General features: G+C 64.2%; 12 protein-coding genes. 5 read left to right on the forward strand and 7 right to left on the reverse strand.

Annotated features, from left to right (window positions below):
* Nucleotides 1-3: 3 nt before the first annotated feature.
* Nucleotides 4-1,065: a lysylphosphatidylglycerol synthase transmembrane domain-containing protein gene (locus LVY71_RS16610; protein ID WP_235100950.1), complete on the forward strand. Its 1,062-nt coding sequence runs from the start codon at nucleotides 4-6 to the stop codon at nucleotides 1,063-1,065.
* Between the two features lie 97 nt (nucleotides 1,066-1,162).
* On the forward strand, nucleotides 1,163-3,172 hold the full coding sequence (locus LVY71_RS16615; RefSeq protein WP_235100951.1) for an SGNH/GDSL hydrolase family protein: 2,010 nt from the start codon (nucleotides 1,163-1,165) through the stop codon (nucleotides 3,170-3,172).
* Here the strand turns inward: LVY71_RS16615 and LVY71_RS16620 are convergent, their stop codons facing one another.
* Together LVY71_RS16620 and LVY71_RS16625 are read right to left on the reverse strand one after the other, a co-directional pair.
* Nucleotides 3,173-3,799 (reverse strand): class I SAM-dependent methyltransferase, encoded by a 627-nt coding sequence (locus tag LVY71_RS16620; RefSeq protein ID WP_235100952.1) that lies wholly within the window; start codon nucleotides 3,797-3,799, stop codon nucleotides 3,173-3,175.
* Nucleotides 3,800-3,882: 83 nt separating this feature from the next.
* Nucleotides 3,883-4,911 carry an NAD(P)/FAD-dependent oxidoreductase gene (locus LVY71_RS16625; RefSeq protein WP_235100953.1) on the reverse strand — a complete coding sequence of 343 codons (1,029 nt, stop codon included), beginning with the start codon at nucleotides 4,909-4,911 and terminating at the stop codon, nucleotides 3,883-3,885.
* 189 nt (nucleotides 4,912-5,100) lie between these two features.
* Between LVY71_RS16625 and LVY71_RS16630 the strand changes: the two genes are divergently transcribed.
* Both LVY71_RS16630 and LVY71_RS16635 read left to right on the forward strand, forming a co-directional pair.
* On the forward strand, nucleotides 5,101-5,544 hold the full coding sequence (locus LVY71_RS16630; RefSeq protein WP_235100954.1) for an acyl-CoA thioesterase: 444 nt from the start codon (nucleotides 5,101-5,103) through the stop codon (nucleotides 5,542-5,544).
* 83 nt (nucleotides 5,545-5,627) lie between these two features.
* On the forward strand, nucleotides 5,628-6,593 hold the full coding sequence (locus LVY71_RS16635; protein ID WP_235100955.1) for an AraC family transcriptional regulator: 966 nt from the start codon (nucleotides 5,628-5,630) through the stop codon (nucleotides 6,591-6,593).
* Nucleotides 6,594-6,877: 284 nt separating this feature from the next.
* Here the strand turns inward: LVY71_RS16635 and LVY71_RS16640 are convergent, their stop codons facing one another.
* Complete coding sequence (locus LVY71_RS16640) at nucleotides 6,878-7,198, reverse strand: 2Fe-2S iron-sulfur cluster-binding protein (RefSeq protein ID WP_235100956.1); 321 nt, start codon at nucleotides 7,196-7,198, stop codon at nucleotides 6,878-6,880.
* 105 nt (nucleotides 7,199-7,303) lie between these two features.
* Complete coding sequence (locus LVY71_RS16645; RefSeq protein WP_235100957.1) at nucleotides 7,304-7,681, reverse strand: Hpt domain-containing protein; 378 nt, start codon at nucleotides 7,679-7,681, stop codon at nucleotides 7,304-7,306.
* Between the two features lie 401 nt (nucleotides 7,682-8,082).
* Between LVY71_RS16645 and LVY71_RS16650 the strand changes: the two genes are divergently transcribed.
* Nucleotides 8,083-12,987 (forward strand): apolipoprotein A-IV repeat region-like domain-containing protein, encoded by a 4,905-nt coding sequence (locus LVY71_RS16650; protein WP_235100958.1) that lies wholly within the window; start codon nucleotides 8,083-8,085, stop codon nucleotides 12,985-12,987.
* A 953-nt stretch (nucleotides 12,988-13,940) separates the two neighbouring features.
* Here the strand turns inward: LVY71_RS16650 and LVY71_RS16655 are convergent.
* From LVY71_RS16655 to LVY71_RS16665, 3 genes are read right to left on the reverse strand one after another with little or no spacing between them, the layout of a single operon-like run.
* Nucleotides 13,941-14,753, reverse strand: coding sequence for an MlaD family protein (locus LVY71_RS16655; protein WP_235100959.1), 813 nt, complete (start codon nucleotides 14,751-14,753; stop codon nucleotides 13,941-13,943).
* A 30-nt stretch (nucleotides 14,754-14,783) separates the two neighbouring features.
* Nucleotides 14,784-15,554, reverse strand: coding sequence for an ABC transporter ATP-binding protein (locus LVY71_RS16660; protein WP_235100960.1), 771 nt, complete (start codon nucleotides 15,552-15,554; stop codon nucleotides 14,784-14,786).
* A gap of 7 nt (nucleotides 15,555-15,561) precedes the next feature.
* Nucleotides 15,562-16,695, reverse strand: coding sequence for an ABC transporter permease (locus LVY71_RS16665; RefSeq protein ID WP_235100961.1), 1,134 nt, complete (start codon nucleotides 16,693-16,695; stop codon nucleotides 15,562-15,564).
* Nucleotides 16,696-16,719: the final 24 nt, after the last annotated feature.

The raw sequence follows: 16,719 nt of genomic DNA on the forward strand, positions 1-16,719 counted from the left end.
CGAATGCAGCACTTGTTGAGCACGCTGGGGCGTGTCTTTAGAGAAAAAATCGGCTGGAAAAAGGTCGGAATCGCCGCCAGCCTTTTGATCGTTTCCATCGCGATCATGCATCTGTTCCGCACCCTGAAGGGTGTGGATACAGCCATGGTTTTGACTGCGCTTGCGGAGAAGTCCCAAGGCCAGATCGTGATGGCGGCCCTGTGCGTGCTGTGCGCGTTCTTCACCCTCACCTTCTATGACCTGTTCGCGCTGCGCACCATCGGCAAGATGCATGTGCCCTACCGCATTGCGGCGCTCTCGAGCTTCACCAGCTACACGGTCGGACACAACATCGGCGCGACGGTTTTCACCGGCGGCGCGATCCGCTTCCGCATCTACTCGGACTGGGGCTTGACCGCGATCGATGTCGCGAAGATCTGCTTCATCTCGGGCCTGACCTTCTGGCTCGGCAACACCTTCGTGCTCGGCATCGGCATGATCTGGCATCCCGCCGCCGCCGCCTCCATCGATCTGCTGCCGGAGAGCATCAACCAATTGATCGGTTTGGGACTGCTCGCCGGCATTGCCGTCTATCTCACATGGATCGCGACAGGCCGGGGCCGCCGGCAACTCGGCAAAGACGGCTGGAAAGTCGCGCTCCCGTCCGCGCCGCTCACCCTTTTGCAGATCCTGATCGGCGTCGTCGATCTCGGCTTCTGCGCGCTGGCGATGTATCTGCTCGCGCCCTCGCATCCCGATCTTGATTTCGTCACACTGTCCGTCGTCTTCATTCTCGCGACGCTGCTCGGCTTCGCCAGCCATGCGCCGGGCAGTCTCGGCGTGTTCGACGCGGCCATGCTGATCGGGCTGCCGATGCTCGGCAAGGAAGATCTGCTGGCGTCCTTGCTGGTGTTCCGCATTCTCTACTTCCTGATCCCGTTCGCGACCTCGATTACGATCCTGGGCGTCCGGGAATTGTGGCTCAGCGTGATCCAGCCGTGGCAACAAAGCCGGAAACTCCGGCCCGCACCCGCTGTCGCGCAATCGTCGCCTCAGCAAGTAAAGACCAAGCAGGCAGCGGAATAGTCGCCGCACAAAGATGTGGCTTGTAGGGGTTGCGGGGGCGCTCTAGGCTTCGAAGGCACCCCACATTTTGGCCTCATCCGTCGGCTTCAAAACCAGCATGATCCATTCGCGCGTTATTCGCCTTTCGCTCAGGGCTTGCCTCTTGATCGCGGCGCTCGGCGGTGCGATGGCTGCTCCCGCCACGGCGCAAACTCCGCTGGTCCCCTCCGCATCGCCGGCCGCAGAGCCCGTGCAACCGGTGCCCGGCGTGGGGATGCAGATTTCGTGGGAAGTCCGCAACCGCTTCCGCCTGTTCCGCGAGGAGCGCGACTTTCTGCTCCATGTGGAATCGCTTCGGGGCCGCAATATCCTTGAAGCCGAACAGACGCTGGCAACCCAGAGCGATGGGCGCGGCTGGGCGCGCAACACGGTTGGGCGGCTCTGTATCGATGCATCAGGGCGCGTCAGCGAACCCTGCACCCGCGACAACGTCAAGGAAAGCTATCTCACCCCGCTCGATCATCCGGTGACGGTGCGTCTCACCGGCGCGGTGCCGGTGGGCGCGACCTGCGCCTGGACGTTCAGTGACGGCGACCCGCCGCGGCAATCGACGGTCGATTGCGCCGAACCGATCAATCTGCGCGTCCGCTACGGCCGCCCCACCCCTGTCACCGTCGATGTGTCGAGCGGCCCCGACGCGCCGCAGCGCGTCACCACCGAGATCGCCGTGCGCGACATCTTCATTGCGGGCCTCGGCGATTCGATTGCATCGGGCGAAGGTAATCCGGATCGCGCCGTGACACTGAGCGATGAGGGCTTCTGTTTCCGCTCCTATCTCGGCGGCCCCACCGGTATGTATTTCCGTCCCGGCCGCGCCGGCTTCAAGGGCGCGCGCGCCTGCGACACGTCGGACGGCACCAGCCTGCAGAACTGGCAGCGCGCCGGCGCGCAGTGGCTCAATCCCGCGTGCCATCGCTCGCTCTACAGCTACCAGACCCGCATGGCGATCACGCTGGCGGTGCAGAATCCGCAGATCGCGGTAACCTATCTGCCGCTGGCCTGCACCGGCGCGACCATCGCCGAAGGCATGCTCGGCTCGCAGCGCGCCCGCGAATGCGTCGTCGGCCGCAACGGGTTCACCTGTCAGGGCACGGTGAATGCGCAGGTCGCGGAATTGCGCGAAGCGCTCAACGCCGCTTCGCAACGCCAGCCGGGCCGGCAGCTCGACCTCGTGCTGCTCTCCGTCGGCGCCAACGACGTGGATTTTTCAGGACTCGTCGCCGACGTCATCGTCGAACGGCAGACCGAGCGCGCGCTGTCGCGGCGCACCGGGGTGATCAGTTCCGTGGACGAGGCGCGTTCCATTTTACAGACCGATCTGCCGCGCGGATTCGGCAAGCTGCGTCAGGCGCTGAAGCCGTTCGTCGGCGGCGACCTGTCGCGCGTGCTATACGTGTCCTACGCAAACCCGTCGCTGCTGAACGGCGCGCCCTGCCCCGGCGGCCGCGCGGGCTTCGACATTCATCCGGCGTTCAACGCCGATCCGCAGCGGCTCGCCGAGGTGACGGAGTTCGTGCAGAGCGAGTTTCTGCCCGCGCTCAAGAAGCTGGCGCTGTGCAGCGGCGGCGTGTTGTGCGGCGACAACAGCCGCGACCGCATGACCTTCGTCGACCAGCATCAGGCGCAGTTTGGCAATCACGGCTTCTGCGCGCGCGCGGAGAGCGATCCGCCGTTCGACCGCGAATGTTTCTCGGCCACCGGCGAGAGCTTTGTCAGCGACATCGTCAACGCGGCGAACAATCCGCTTGTCTGCGGTGCAGGCGCCAGCGACTTCAGAGCCTATTCGCCCCGCGCGCGCTGGATCCGCGACGCCAATGACAGCTACTTCACAGCGATGACCTATCCGCAGGCGCAAAAAGCGCCGACCAACCAGCCGGGCGACATTCACGACGCCACATGGGGCGTGCTGTCGGCTGTCTATGGCGGCGCGATTCATCCAACTGCCGAAGGCCATGCCGCGATGGCGGACGCCGCGCTGCCGGCGGCGACGTCGGTGCTGGGCCTTGGCCTGTCGGAAGCCCAGGTCACCAGCGAGCCGATCGCGCCGGTGACGCCGCGGGCGCAATAGCTACACGGCGGGCGCCCCCGCGACGCCGCGGCAGTGAAACGCCACCGGCTTCGGCGCATGCGGCAGATAGAAGCGATCGACCGCGCCGATCTCAAACCCTGCACCGGTCAGAAGAGCCATGGTGTCGCGATTGAGGTTGCAGCCGCACGCCATCACCTTCCAGATCGGATTGAGACGGTCTTGCCAGCGAACAACCGATGCCTCTTCGGCCTTGCCGTGCTCGCAGAACAGAAGCATGCCACCGGGTTTGAGTACCCGCCGAATTTCCCGCAACGCAGCCACGGGGTCCGATACCGAGCAGAGGGTGTAAGTCAGCACGGCGGTGTCGGCGATGTTGTCTTCGAGGGGAATTTTCTCGGCAGGCGCCTGGATCAACTGCAACGGCACCGGCGAGTTGCTCCAGCGCTTGGTGCCGAGCGCGACGAACCCCTCGCCCGGATCGACGCCGATCACGCGGACAACCTTCGCAGGATCGTAATGCGGCAGATTGAGGCCCGAACCGATGCCGACTTCCAGCACGACGCCGTGTGCTTTGGGCAGAACGATGCGCCGCTGCTCGGTGATATCCTCGAGCGAACACAGTGCGCTCACGATGCGCGGCCCGATATGACGACCGTAGAAACCCATGCAATCACTCCCAAGGTGGCAACTGGGATGAATTGCAGTCTAGACGGTCCAGATTCAGGCGTACGACACGATTACGCGATTGCTCAGTTGACGCCGAGCTTCTTCTGCAGGCTGGATGACGAGGTGGTGTACTGGAACACCACGCGCTTGTCCGGATAGACGTAGCGGCTCGCCTTCTGCGCCATCAGCGCGCCCTCGTGGAAGCCGGAGAGAATGAGCTTCAGCTTGCCGGGATAGGTGTTGATGTCGCCGATGGCGAAGATGCCGGGCACATCGGTCTCGAACGCTTCGGTATCGACCGGCACCAGATTGTTCTCGAGCTTGACGCCCCAGTTCGCCACCGGACCGAGCTTCATGGTCAGGCCGAAGAACGGCAGCATTGTGTTGCAATCGATCTTGAAGGTCGCGTTGTCGCCGCCCTTCACCAGCGCGCCGGACAACATGCCGTCCGCGCCTTCGAGGCCGGTGACCTGACCGATTTTCAGGTCCATCTTTCCGGCGGCAACGAGCGCACGCATCTGATCGACGCTATGCGGCGCGGCGCGGAAATCGTCGCGGCGATGCAGCAGCGTGACGCGCTTCGCGATTGGTTGAAGGTTGAGCACCCAGTCGAGCGCGGAATCGCCGCCGCCGACGATCAGCAAGTTCTTGTCGCGGAACTGCTCCATCTTGCGCACGGCATAGAATACCGAGGTGCCCTCATAGGCTTCGATGCCCGGCACCGGCGGACGCTTCGGCTGGAACGAGCCTCCGCCGGCCGCGATCACGATAACTTTAGCCTCGAACACCTGCCCGGCGTCGGTGGTCGCGCGAAACAGCGGATCGCCGATCTTCTCGATGGTCTCGACCATTTCATTGAGATGGAAGGTCGGATTGAAGGGCTTGATCTGCTCCATCAGGGCGTCGGTGAGGCCCTGCCCGGTGACCATCGGCACGGCCGGAATGTCGTAGATCGGCTTCTCCGGATAAAGCTCGGCGCACTGGCCGCCCAGCTTGTCGAGAATATCGACCAGATGCACCTTCATATCGAGCAGCCCGAGTTCGAACACCGCGAACAGGCCGCAGGGGCCGGCGCCGATAATCAGGACGTCTGTTTTGATGATGTCGGTCATGGGTGGTCTTTGCGGGTTCGGATGGAGGGCGCTTCAGACAGCAAGGGCGGAACCGCCGCTTTTCGCAGCTTGTCTAGCCAAGACGGCCCCTGGGGGAAAGGGATAATTCAGGCACCTTATGCCTGCCATAACGTCTTGTGAAACGACAACATTTCCCGGTATGCAGGTCTCAACAAGGAGACCGAAGACGTGAACGCGCCGACCCGCCCCATTCCCGGCCTCAGGCTGGACGACTATCCCTTCCGCCTGACCGACAATGTCCGCTACGGCGATCTCGACCCCAACAAGCACGTCAACAACGCGGTCTACGCGACCTACTTCGAGACCAGCCGCGTCACGCTACTGCGCAGTGGCGACCGCGGCCTGATGCCGAAGGGGCTGAGCTGGATGCTGGTGCATCTGGCCATCGACTTCCGCGCCGAGATGCACTGGCCCGGCAGTTTCGAACTCGGCATCGGCGTTTCGAAGCTCGGCCGGACCTCGGCACGGTTCGCTCAGGCGGTGTTCGCGGGGAACGTCTGTACGGCCTCGGCGGAAGCGGTCACTGTTCTGGTCGATGCAGCGACGCGCAAGCCGACGCCGCTGACAGCGGACATCATTGAGCGGTTCCAGCCCTGGCTGCTGCGCGAATAGCACGGCAGGCCTCGATTGGTGTTGCCGCCGCAACCAATCGCCTCTAAATCCCGTGTAGGCCTCGCGACAAAGTGGCAGCCTCCGTGACGTTGACTTTCTCAACCGATCAAATCCGTCCGCACGAGCGCTTCGACCACTGGTGCGAAGTGCGCGCCCGCAATCTGTTCGGCGTCACGATTTCCTTGAGGCGGGAGGAGCGGCTGCACTTCCACGGCCGTTTCTCAGCGAGCGCCGTTGGCGGCGCGATACTCAGCGAAATGCAGGCTTCGCCGTACCAGGTGTCGCGCAGCGCCGCCGACATCTCCCGCGCCTCGAGCGACAGCCTGTGCATTTTTCAGCAGGTCGGCGGCGCGAGCTGGTTCGACGCCAGCAGCGGCGGCGAATTCGTTGTGCCGGCGGGCGGGCTTGCCGTCAGCCATACGGACCTGCCTTACCTCACCACGCCGGCGACCCCGCACGGCTTCGACCTGCGCGTGCTGAAGATTCCGCTGGCGGGACGTGACGCATTCGCGCCTCGCGCCCGCGACCTTCCCCCGTCGCTGCTGCGCGACGACCCACGACTGCAGCGAGCCATTTCGGCTGCATTCAACGCGCTCGTGGCGGAGGCGGCAAGAAACCCCGATGCCAATTACGACCGGGCCGTCGAGCATCTGGCCCAGTTGGCATTGCTGGCGCGCGACCGCGTTTCGATCGGTTCACCCGAGAGCCGCGCCGCGCTGCGCTTCGGACTGCTGCAGGCCGTTCGCGACATGCTACGGTGTAATTATTATCGCTTCGACCTGTCGCCCGTGACGGTCGCCAGCGCATTCGCGATCTCGGTGCGGCAGATGCATCTTCTGTTTGAGCCGACCGGGATCAGTTTCTCGCGAACCTTGCTGGCCGTGCGGCTTCAGGAAGCACGGCAGCGGCTAAAGACCATGCCGGCGGAACCGGTTGCGAATATCGCTTACGCCTGTGGGTTCGACAGTCTGGCGACTTTCTATCGCGCATTTCGCAATGCCTACGGCATGACGCCCGGCGACGTGCGGGCAGCCGTTCTCAACGCGTGAATGCCTGTGGTCGCGACGCCACATCTCTGAAAAGAGTCCGGTTTTCAGCCCGTGAGGCCCCCGTCTGCGCGCAATGAGAAGACAGCCGCAGCTCGATCTGCCACACGTTCCGCTGTGAAAGCCTCCGCAAGGAGGACATCGCGAAGTTCATGAATCGAAAAGCCCCGCGAATTGGCGAGGCTTTGCATCAGCTTTCATGACGTAAGACTTTAGCGCATTTATATTTTCACGCCTCTGTTTCCATGACGTAAAAATTTTCGCTTTGCCGTCACGACGCCCGGCGATTACGCCTGACGCTCCGGCGTCGACACCACGAGACCTTCGAGTTCGTCGGTGACCTTGATTTGGCACGACAGCCGCGAGTTCGGCCGCACGTCGTAACCGAAGTCGAGCATGTCCTCTTCCATCGGGGTCGGCGAGCCGACCTTCTCGCGCCAGGCCTCGTCGACATAGACGTGGCAGGTCGCGCAGGCGCACGCGCCGCCGCACTCGGCTTCGATGCCCGGAATCGCGTTGCGGATCGCAGCTTCCATCACGGTCGCGCCCGCCTCGACATCCACGGTGCGGGTTGTGCCTGAGTGATCGGTGAAGTTGATCTTGACCATGATTGTCGCGCTGCCCGGATAATTCAGTTCGAGCAGTCCTATAACGGGTCAATCCGCAGGACGCTAGTGATCCGCTGGGGATAAAAGCCGAGCCGGATCAGGCCGTCAGGACCGGTTCAACATCCGGTCAATCGCGATCCTGGCTTCATCCACGGCGTGGCGAAGCAGAGCGATCGCACGCGGCACGTCGCCGTCGTTCATGATGGCCGTTTCAAGGTCGAGGGCTGCGTCGGCAACACGGAATGCGCCGATGGCGCGCGCGGAGCCTTTCAGCGTGTGAGCGAGCGCGGCCGCATCCGCTGGAATCTCCGACAGCCGGCCGACCAGATCGTGGCTTTGAGCCGCAAACAACGCAAGAACTTCGGTTTCCAGAGCCGCTTCGCCGAGCGTCATGCGTCCGAGATGCTGAACATCGATAGCGGAATCTTCCGGAACGAGCGGGGGCGACGGCATCCAGGTCAAATGCTCCATCTGAAGCGGCATGAGCGTTCCGAACTTGCTGACAGCGCCGGATCAAATCCGGCCGGTAGGATGCTCAGGCAATCACACCATTGGTTAACGAAACGTACGATGTTCCCGCCGTGATTTAGCCACTTTTTTGCCGTGCCGCTGCCGCGAAGTACCAAAGTGCTTTCTAAAACTGTTGATTTCTTAAAGTGTTAACCCTCGCGTTGTTAACGATGATTAAAAATCTATTAACCGCTCCCATTTCATTCGACCGGCCGAGCCAATAGGATGTTTCCGGAAGTGCGGGACAACCGGCGGGAGTTCGGCGACTCCAACTTTCGTGTCGGTCGATCATTTCGGGGCAACATCCGGGGACGCGCGGCCAGCCGTCGGCATGGCGACTTCCGGATGCGTAAAAATAAAGGCGTATGGGACACATGGCAAAAAATCCGAAGGTCAAGGACCCGACTGAAGACGCTCTCACGGCGATCCAGGAAGCTCTGAACATCGGAGAACTGCCCGCGTCCGACAACGGACGGGACATTCCCCCTCGCAATGAGCCGTCGCTCCGCGCGGCGAACCGCGGCTCCGACCTCCGGCAGCCTGCCGACGACCTCGACATGACGAACTTTGGCCAGCAGCCGGCCAATGACGACCGCGAAACCATCGGCGCGATCCTGCAAACCATCCAGAAGGGCCGCCCGCGCCGCAGCGCCTATACCGTGGCGACACTGTTCTCCGGCCTGTGGATCGCAGGCGTCGGCTTCCTGACATTCGCATTCCTGCCCGCGCTCGAAGCCGTGATCGCCCAAGGCACCGGCGGCATTCTGGCGCTGGTCGGCCTGCTCGCCGTCATCGTCGCGCCGCTCGTGCTGTTCTATGCGCTGGCGAGCATCGCCTGGCGCAGCCAGGAAATGAGCATGATCGCGCAGTCCATGGCGCAGATGGCCGTCCGCTTTTCCGAGCCCGAGCACGTCGCCAACGGCGCAATCGTCAGCGTGGGTCAGGCCATCCGCCGCGAAGTCGCGGCGATGGGCGACGGCGTCGAGCGCGCCATCGCGCGGGCCGGCGAACTCGAGGCGCTGGTCGCCAACGAAGTGGCCTCGCTCGAACGCGCCTATAGCGACAACGAAGTGCGCATGCGCGCCCTGCTCCAGGACATCGCCGTGCAGCGTGACAATCTGGTCGGCCAGGCCGAGCAGGTCCGCAACGCGATTTCCGGCGTGCAGATTGATCTGCGTCAGGACATCGCCCTGATCAGCGACGCGATCGCGTCCCGCGTCGACGAAGTGGCCAACAGCATCACCGGCGCGCTCGAAGAGCGCAGCGAGCACATCACCCGCGCCCTCTCCAGCGCCGGCGACAACATGATCATCGCGCTCGGCGAACGCGGCGGCGACCTGCTCGACCGCCTCGAGGAAGCCAGCACACAGACTGCCGCCAGCGTGCTCGACGCCAGCGAAAAGCTGACCGCCAGCCTCAACTTCAAGACCGGCCACGTTCACGAGGAATTCGCGGACCTCGCCGACCGCGTCCACGACGTGCTCAACGAGCGCCTCGACAAGATGACCGGCGAATTCTCCGAGCGTTCCACCGCCATTGTCGACGGCATCGCGGCGCGATCCGAGGAGATCGTCGCCAGCGTCGCCGACCGCACCGAGAAGATCTTCGACACCATGAAGAACTCGAGCGAGTCCCTGCTTCTGGAACTCGACGAGCGCGGCGCGGACCTGACCGACAAGATCGATCAGGCCGGCAACCGGCTGGCCGAACGCGTTCTGGTCAGCGGCGACAAGGCCGGCGAGGCGCTCGACGCCACCATCAACACGCTGGTGGAAAAGGTCGTCAGCCAGACCGAGACTGCACACGACACACTGAGCGGCCAGATCAGCCTGTTCGAAGGCCTCGTCAAGGAACAGGGCACGGAACTGGCCGAGAAATTCGCCCGCGACAGCGGCACGCTGGGCGCGTTGATCACGCGTCACATCGCGGAGTTCGACCGCACGGTGAAGACCTATGGCGGCGAGATCGTCGAGCGCATGGGCCAGCACACCCAGGGCGTCGCCGACAGCCTCAAGACCTATGTCGACAGCTTCGACAGCCGCGTCACCGTGCATGGCGATCAGCTTCACGCCAAGCTCGACCAGAGCCTGTCCGGCTTCCGGAATGCGATCGAAGCGCGCGTCGAGAATCTCGACACCTCGCTGCTCGGCAAGATCAACTCGCTCGACGGCACCATTGTCGCCCGCATGAAGGCGATCGAGGAATCGTTCGACGCGCGGGCCGCCTCGTTCAGCGAAACGGTCAGCGGCCGGGCCGCATCGTTCACCAGCGTGATCGATTCCCGCACCGGCGCCTTCATGGAAGCGATCGACGGCCGTGCCCTCACCTTCACCGATACGATCACCAACCATACGGCTGCCCTCAAGAACGCGATCGACAGCGGCGCTTCGGCGATCGCCGAGGTGGTCAACAACCACACCGCCGCGTTCACCGAGACCATCGACGGACGCACGACCGCCTTCACCGACACCATCGACGGACGCACCACGGCTTTCGCGGACCTGATCGACTCCCGCACCGCGGCCGTGACCGAGCGGATCAACAACGGCGCGGAAGCCTTCGCCACCGTCGTCGATGCCCGCACCGCGGCCATTACCGATGCGTTCGATACCCGCACCGCGGCGTTCGCGGACATCGTCGATACCCGCACCACATCCGTCGTGCAGACGTTCGACAGCCGGGCCGCGGCCTTCGCGTCGATCGTTGAAACCCGCGCCGCCTCGATTGCCGAAGCCATGGAAGAGCGCGGGGCGCAGGTGATGAATGCGATGTCCACCGGCGTCGACGAGATGGCCAACGCCGTCACCGCCCGCGTCAAGGACGTCCAGAGCAATCTGGAATTCAACGTCAGCGCGCTGGCCTCCGACATCAGCGCGCGGGTCGCGCAGTTCGAAAACCTGCTCGATACGCGGGTCGAGGCTGCCGCCAACCGAGTCACCGGCAGCGGCCAGCATGCCGCCGAGGTGATCGGCTCCCGCGCCAGCGAGATGTCCACCGCGATCAAGTCGCGCGTCGACGAAGCCGAACGCGCCCTCACCGGCCTGATGACCAGCGCGAGCACCACGATCCAGGAAAGCGCCCGCGCGGCCCAGCAGTCGCTGATCACCCTGTCCGGCGAGGTCACGTCGCAGCTCAAGGCCGCCTCGAGCGACGTCACCGCCGAACTCAAGGGCATTACCACCGAAGTCGGCGCCGACCTGCGCGATGTGTCGGGCGAAGTCGGCATCCAGCTCAAGGCTGTCTCCGGCGAAGTCGGCGGCCAGCTCAAGGCCGTCTCCGGCGAACTCGAACGCACCATCCAGATGGCCGCGCGCGAAGCCGAGAACACGCTCACCGTGGCGTCGACCGGCGCGACCGCGCAGGTCAAGTCGGCCTCCGCCGAAATCGAACGCACCATCGCGCTTTCGACCGACCGCTTCGGCTCGACGCTGAACGGCAAGGTCGAAGCGATCACCGACGGCGTCCGCGAGCAGACCGAACACCTGTCGCAACTGGTCGACAGCCGCCGCAGTTCGCTGGTGGAAGCGCTCGGCAGCAAGGCCGCCGAGATTTCGGCCACCATCGGCAGCGCCGCCGATTCCGCGCTGAAGTCGATCGAGAACCACGGCGGCGCCTTCACCGTCGCGATGATGAACAACTCCTCCGATCTGGCGCGCCAGATCAACACCGCGAGCGAGATCGCCATCGGCGCCGTCAGCAAGTCGCTGAAGGACATCGACCAGACCTCGCGCGCGGCGATCGATCAGTCGCGTCAGGTGGCGACCTCGACCATCAACGAGTTGCAGGAAACCTCCAAGATCCTGCGCACCGACACCCTCGCGCTGTTCGAGCGGCTGCGCGAAGGCAACATCCTGCTGCAGGAAGTCCTCACCGGCGCCCACGACAACCTCAACTCGCTGGAGCGGACGCTTGTCACGCGGGTTGCAGAGTTCGTCTCGACCATGAACGACGTGACCTCCCGCAACGGCGAATCCACCAGCGTACTGGAGCAGCAGCTGTCGCTGTTCAACAACAAGACATCCGGCGCGCTGGAAAACCTCAACGCCCTCTCGGCGCAGTTCGAGAGCCACGGCCGCGCGCTGGCGGAAGCCGCGTCGCTGGTCGAGAAGAGCAACGAACGCGCCGGCGACTCCATCTCCGAGCGCAACGCCATGCTGGAATCGCTGGTCTCGAATATCGACCTGCGGACCCACGATCTCGATGAGCGTCTCTCGCGCTTTACGAACCTGCTCGACGACTCGCTGGCCGCCGCCGAAATGCGGGCCCGCGACATCGCGCAGATCGTGGCGCAGACCGCCGGCTCAAGCTCGGCCGAAGTCAGCCGCCAGTTCGAGGCCGTCCGCATGGCGGTGGAAGACGAGCGCCGCCAGACATCCGAAGCGATGGCCGAACTGTACGACCAGGGCACCCGTGAAGCGGACAGCATGTTCCGCCAGGCCGCCGACAAGTTCGCGACCATCGTGCACGGCATGAAGCAGATGGCGTCCGAACTGCACAGCGAACTCGACGCCACCCGCGCCGAGCTGCGCCGCGGCGTTCTCGAAGTGCCGCAGGAAGCCGCCGAGAGCACGGCGCAGATGCGCAAGGTGATCGTCGACCAGATCGAAGCGCTGGCCGAACTGAACCGGATTGTCGCGCGTCACGGCAAGGGCCTCGACGTTGCCCCGGCCAACCGCACCGTCTATCGCGAGGAAGAACTGGCGACCGCCGGTGGCCGCGCGGAAACCGTGTCCCGGCAGGCGCCGCGTTCGCGCGACGTCGCGAGCGCCGCGACCCTGCCGGCGCCGGAGTTCGGCCCCGCCCCGCGCCGCGCCGAAGCGCCGCCGGTCAGCCCCGCTGGCGGCGCCGACCGCAACAGCGATGCCTGGCTGTCGGACCTGCTGAGCCGGTCGGACACCGATGAAGGCCCGCGTGGCCGTGGCCCAGCCCCTCGTCAGGCCGCGAACCCGCTTGAGGCGCTGTCGCTCGACATCGCCCGGCTGCTGGACCGCGAACTCGCCGCCGAGATGTGGGACCGCTACCAGCGCGGCGAGCGCAAGGCGTTCTCCAAGCGGCTCTATACGCCGGCCGGCCAGAAGGCCTTCGACGAGGTGTCGCGGAAATATCGCGCCGACCGCAACTTCAAGCAGACGGTGGACCGTTACATTAACGAGTTCGAGCGGCTGCTCGACGAAGTCTCGCGCGATGAGCGCGGGCCTGCGGCGCTGCGCAGCCACCTCGTATCGGAAACCGGACTGGTCTACACCCTGCTCGCCCACGCGGCGGGACGGCTGGGATAAGTCGCAAACCCGATCAGATGACGATAAGGAAAAGCGGAGGCGCAGGCCTCCGCTTTTTTGTTTGGACGAGCGCGCGCTCTACGAACCACGCAGCGTACATTGGGATAAACATCATTCGCGATGCCGTGCCCCGGACGCAGCGCATCACGCCAGTGGTGCGCTGCTGAGCCGGGGCCGTTGCGCATCGGATCTGTAACGGTCCCGGTTCTGCGAAGCAGCGTTGCGCGCTGCATCGCGCCCGGGACACGTTCGATGCAGGTTTAAGCACTCGTCATTCCGGGCCTGCGCGTTCTTCACGCGCAGGCCCGGAATCCAGTCCTCTTTGTTATGGCTTTGTCAGCAGCAGTGGATTCCTGGTTCGCTCGCAAAGAGGCTCGCGCCCCGGAATGACGACAAACTATGCGCATAACGACTCCTGCAACATTTCTTGATGGGGATACGTATCCCCGCGCTCTGCACCGCTCGTATGTTCGACCCGTCCTGTTCGTGAGGGGCGCTTCTCGAGGGCGCTTTGAAGCGGAGCAGGATGCGGCGCCTGCACGCACGGTTCGCACCCGTTGCGCCCGGGAGGCTGGGGTCACCGTCCGGGCCAACAACGTGGCTCTGCCGTCAGCGGCTGGACGAGGACAGGATGAAGGCGGGGAAATCCCGCCGGATCAAGGCGCGCCGCGCCCGTCCTGACCCGGAAGTACGGTCCTCACGCCCAAAATCGCCGCAATGGAGCGCCGTGAGGCGACGCGCTTCCGGAGAACCATCCGCCTCGCAAGCGGATGCCGGCAGCGAAACGAAGACATTTGCGCCTTGCGGCGCTCCATGCCCCTCCCTTTTATGGGGCGCGAACGAGGCAGGCCTCGCGCGCGCTGTGAGGGGCGAGACTAAAAGCTCACCTCGCGCGATTGATGCGCGGGAGCGAATGCGCGTGGCTGTTTGAAAATCGAATCGGGAGTTCAGCCCTACCGCTGCCGCGCGCGGGCGTCAGCGGGGTTCGGAGCCGGTGCAGCGTCCTTCTGTCCCGCACCGAACAGCACGCGGGTCGGATTGCGGTCGAAGTTGTTCACCGCGCGGCTGATATCGGCCAACGTGCGGCGGCCGTCGATAATCAGGCCGGCGGAACGCTTGTCGAGATTCTCGGCCAGTTCGCGGAACGACTTGGCGGCACTCTGCAACTCGCCCTTCTCGCCCATCAGGCCATCCACACCCGCCATGATGCTGTCGATGCGCGCGGAATTGCTGGCGAGGCTTTTCGAAAACACCTCGATATTCGCCATGCTGCTCTTCAGCGCTTCCTGGTTTTCGGTGACGAGTTTGTTGACGTTCTGCAGCACGCCGCGAACCGCTTCGCCGATGTCCTGGATCGCGTTGGGATCGGCGGTCAGGGTCGGCACACCGTCTTCGGCAACCGGCACGCCGCCCGCTTCGAGCGAACCGCCCTTGAGCGAGACCGACGACACGCCGGTAAGTCCGGCGAATTCCAGGCCGACCAGCGAGTCCTTGCGGATCGGCGCATTCTTGTCGACAGCGGCAATGACCACGACCCGCTTGGGATCGTCGAGCTTGATGGACGTGACTTCGCCGATCTTGATGCCGTTGAAGTTGACGTTGCCGCCGGTGCGCAGGCCGGAGGCCGCGCCCTCGAACACGATGCGCAACGGCGTGCGCTGGGCCGCCGCGCCGAGGTTCTGAAACCAGAACACGAAGCCAAAGGCCGCGGCCACCACCGCCAGCGTAAACGTCCCGATCAGGACGTAATTTGCCTTTGTTTCCATCAACTTAACTCCAAATATATACGCAACTAACTACGCAACGACGGCACGGGCGCGCTTGCCATGGAAATAGGCCCGCAGCCATGGATGCTGCGAGGCCAGCATGTCGTCCATCGTGCCTACCAAGAGAACCTTGCGATCCCCTAACACTGCAATGCGGTTACAGGCGGTTTTAAGGCTGTCGAGGTCATGGGTTACCATAAAAACGGTGAGGCCCAAAGTCCGCTGCAACGTCATCACCAACTGGTCGAAGTCGCCGGCGCTGATCGGGTCGAGACCCGATGTCGGCTCGTCGAGAAACACGATCTCGGGGTCCAGCGCGAGCGCGCGGGCGAGCGCCACGCGCTTGATCATGCCGCCCGAGAGTTCCGATGGAAACCGGTCGGCGACCTCCGGCTTGAGGCCGACCATGGCGAGCTTGGCGATGGCGATCTCGTCGAGCAGCCGCTCGGACACGTCCATGAATTCGCGCACCGGAAACTGGATGTTCTGGCGCACGTTCAGCGACGAGAACAGCGCGCCATGCTGGAACAACACGCCCCATCGGCGCTCGACCGCGCGGCGCTCGTCCTCATTGGCCTTGCCCATGTCGACGCCGAACACCTCGATGGTGCCGCTGAGCTTCGGCATCAAACCAATAATGGTGCGGGTCAGCACCGACTTGCCCGCGCCGGACGCACCGACGAAGCCGAGGATCTCGCCGCGCCGCACGTCGAGGTCGAGATGGTTGAGGATCAGGTTATCGCCAAATCCAACCGTGAGGTCGCGCACCCGGATGATCGGATCGTCTGAAGAAGCCGCCATGTCAGTCCTACATATTGATCGTCGCGAAGAAGATCGCGAACAGGCCATCCATGACGATGACGAAGAAGATCGATTTCACCACCGAGGCCGTGGTGTGCTGGCCGAGCGACTCGGCGCTGCCCTTGACGGCGGCGCCTTCCACGCAGGCGACGACACCGATCACCAGCGCCATGACCGGCGCTTTCACCATGCCCACGATGAAATGATCGACCGAAATGGCCTCCTTCAGGCGGGCGAGAAACGCGTCGGGCTGCACGCCGCCATAACCCCATGCGACGAGACCGCCGCCATACAGCGCCGCCATGGCGCCGAGAAAGGCGAGAATCGGCATCGCAATGATCAGCGCGCAGACGCGCGGCAGGATCAGCACCTCGGTCGGGTCGAAACCCATGGTGCGCAGCGCGTCGACTTCCTCGCGCATCCGCATCGAGCCGAGTTCGGCGGTGTAGGCGCTGCCCGACCGGCCCGCGACCATGATCGCCACCAGCAGCACGCCGAGTTCGCGCAGCACCAGCACGCCGAGCATGTCGACCACGAAGACGTCGGCGCCGAACTTGCGGAAGTGGAAAATACCCTGCTGCGCGATGATACAGCCGATCAGGAAGGTGATCAGCACCACAATCGGCACCGCGCGCCAGCACACCTGCTCGAGGTGGTGGATCATCGAGGTGAAACGGAAACTGGTCGGGTGCAGGATCACGCGCCAGAGCGAATTGAGGATTGCGCCCAGCATGCCGATCAGGCCGACCAGCGTGCCGCCGACCTCGACCACACTGCGGCCAACGCCGTCCAGTATCCCAAGCAGCGTCTGCCGCTTCCGATGGTGGACCACACCGGCTTTGACCTGCCGGACCTCGTTGACGAGGCTGGCGTAGTTCTCGGACAGGCCGGCGACCCGGGGCTCGACGCCGCCGTGGGTCAGGCTGCGGCGCAGCCGTTCGATCAGCCACGCGCCAAATGTATCGAGGCGGGAGACCTGCGACACATCGATGATGATGTCGGCGGAGCCGCTGTTCCGCCGCTCGGTGTCTTCGACGATTTTTTCCAGTGCGGGAGCGTAATGAACTGTCCATTGGCCAGCGGCGCGCAGCGCGAGACCCGCGCCGACGGTGACCTGCTCCAATGTCGGATTGCCGTTCAAGCCCAACTCCTGCGTCGATTCTTG

The sequence above is a fragment of the Bradyrhizobium sp. G127 genome (assembly GCF_021502575.1).
GTDB lineage: Bacteria > Pseudomonadota > Alphaproteobacteria > Rhizobiales > Xanthobacteraceae > Afipia.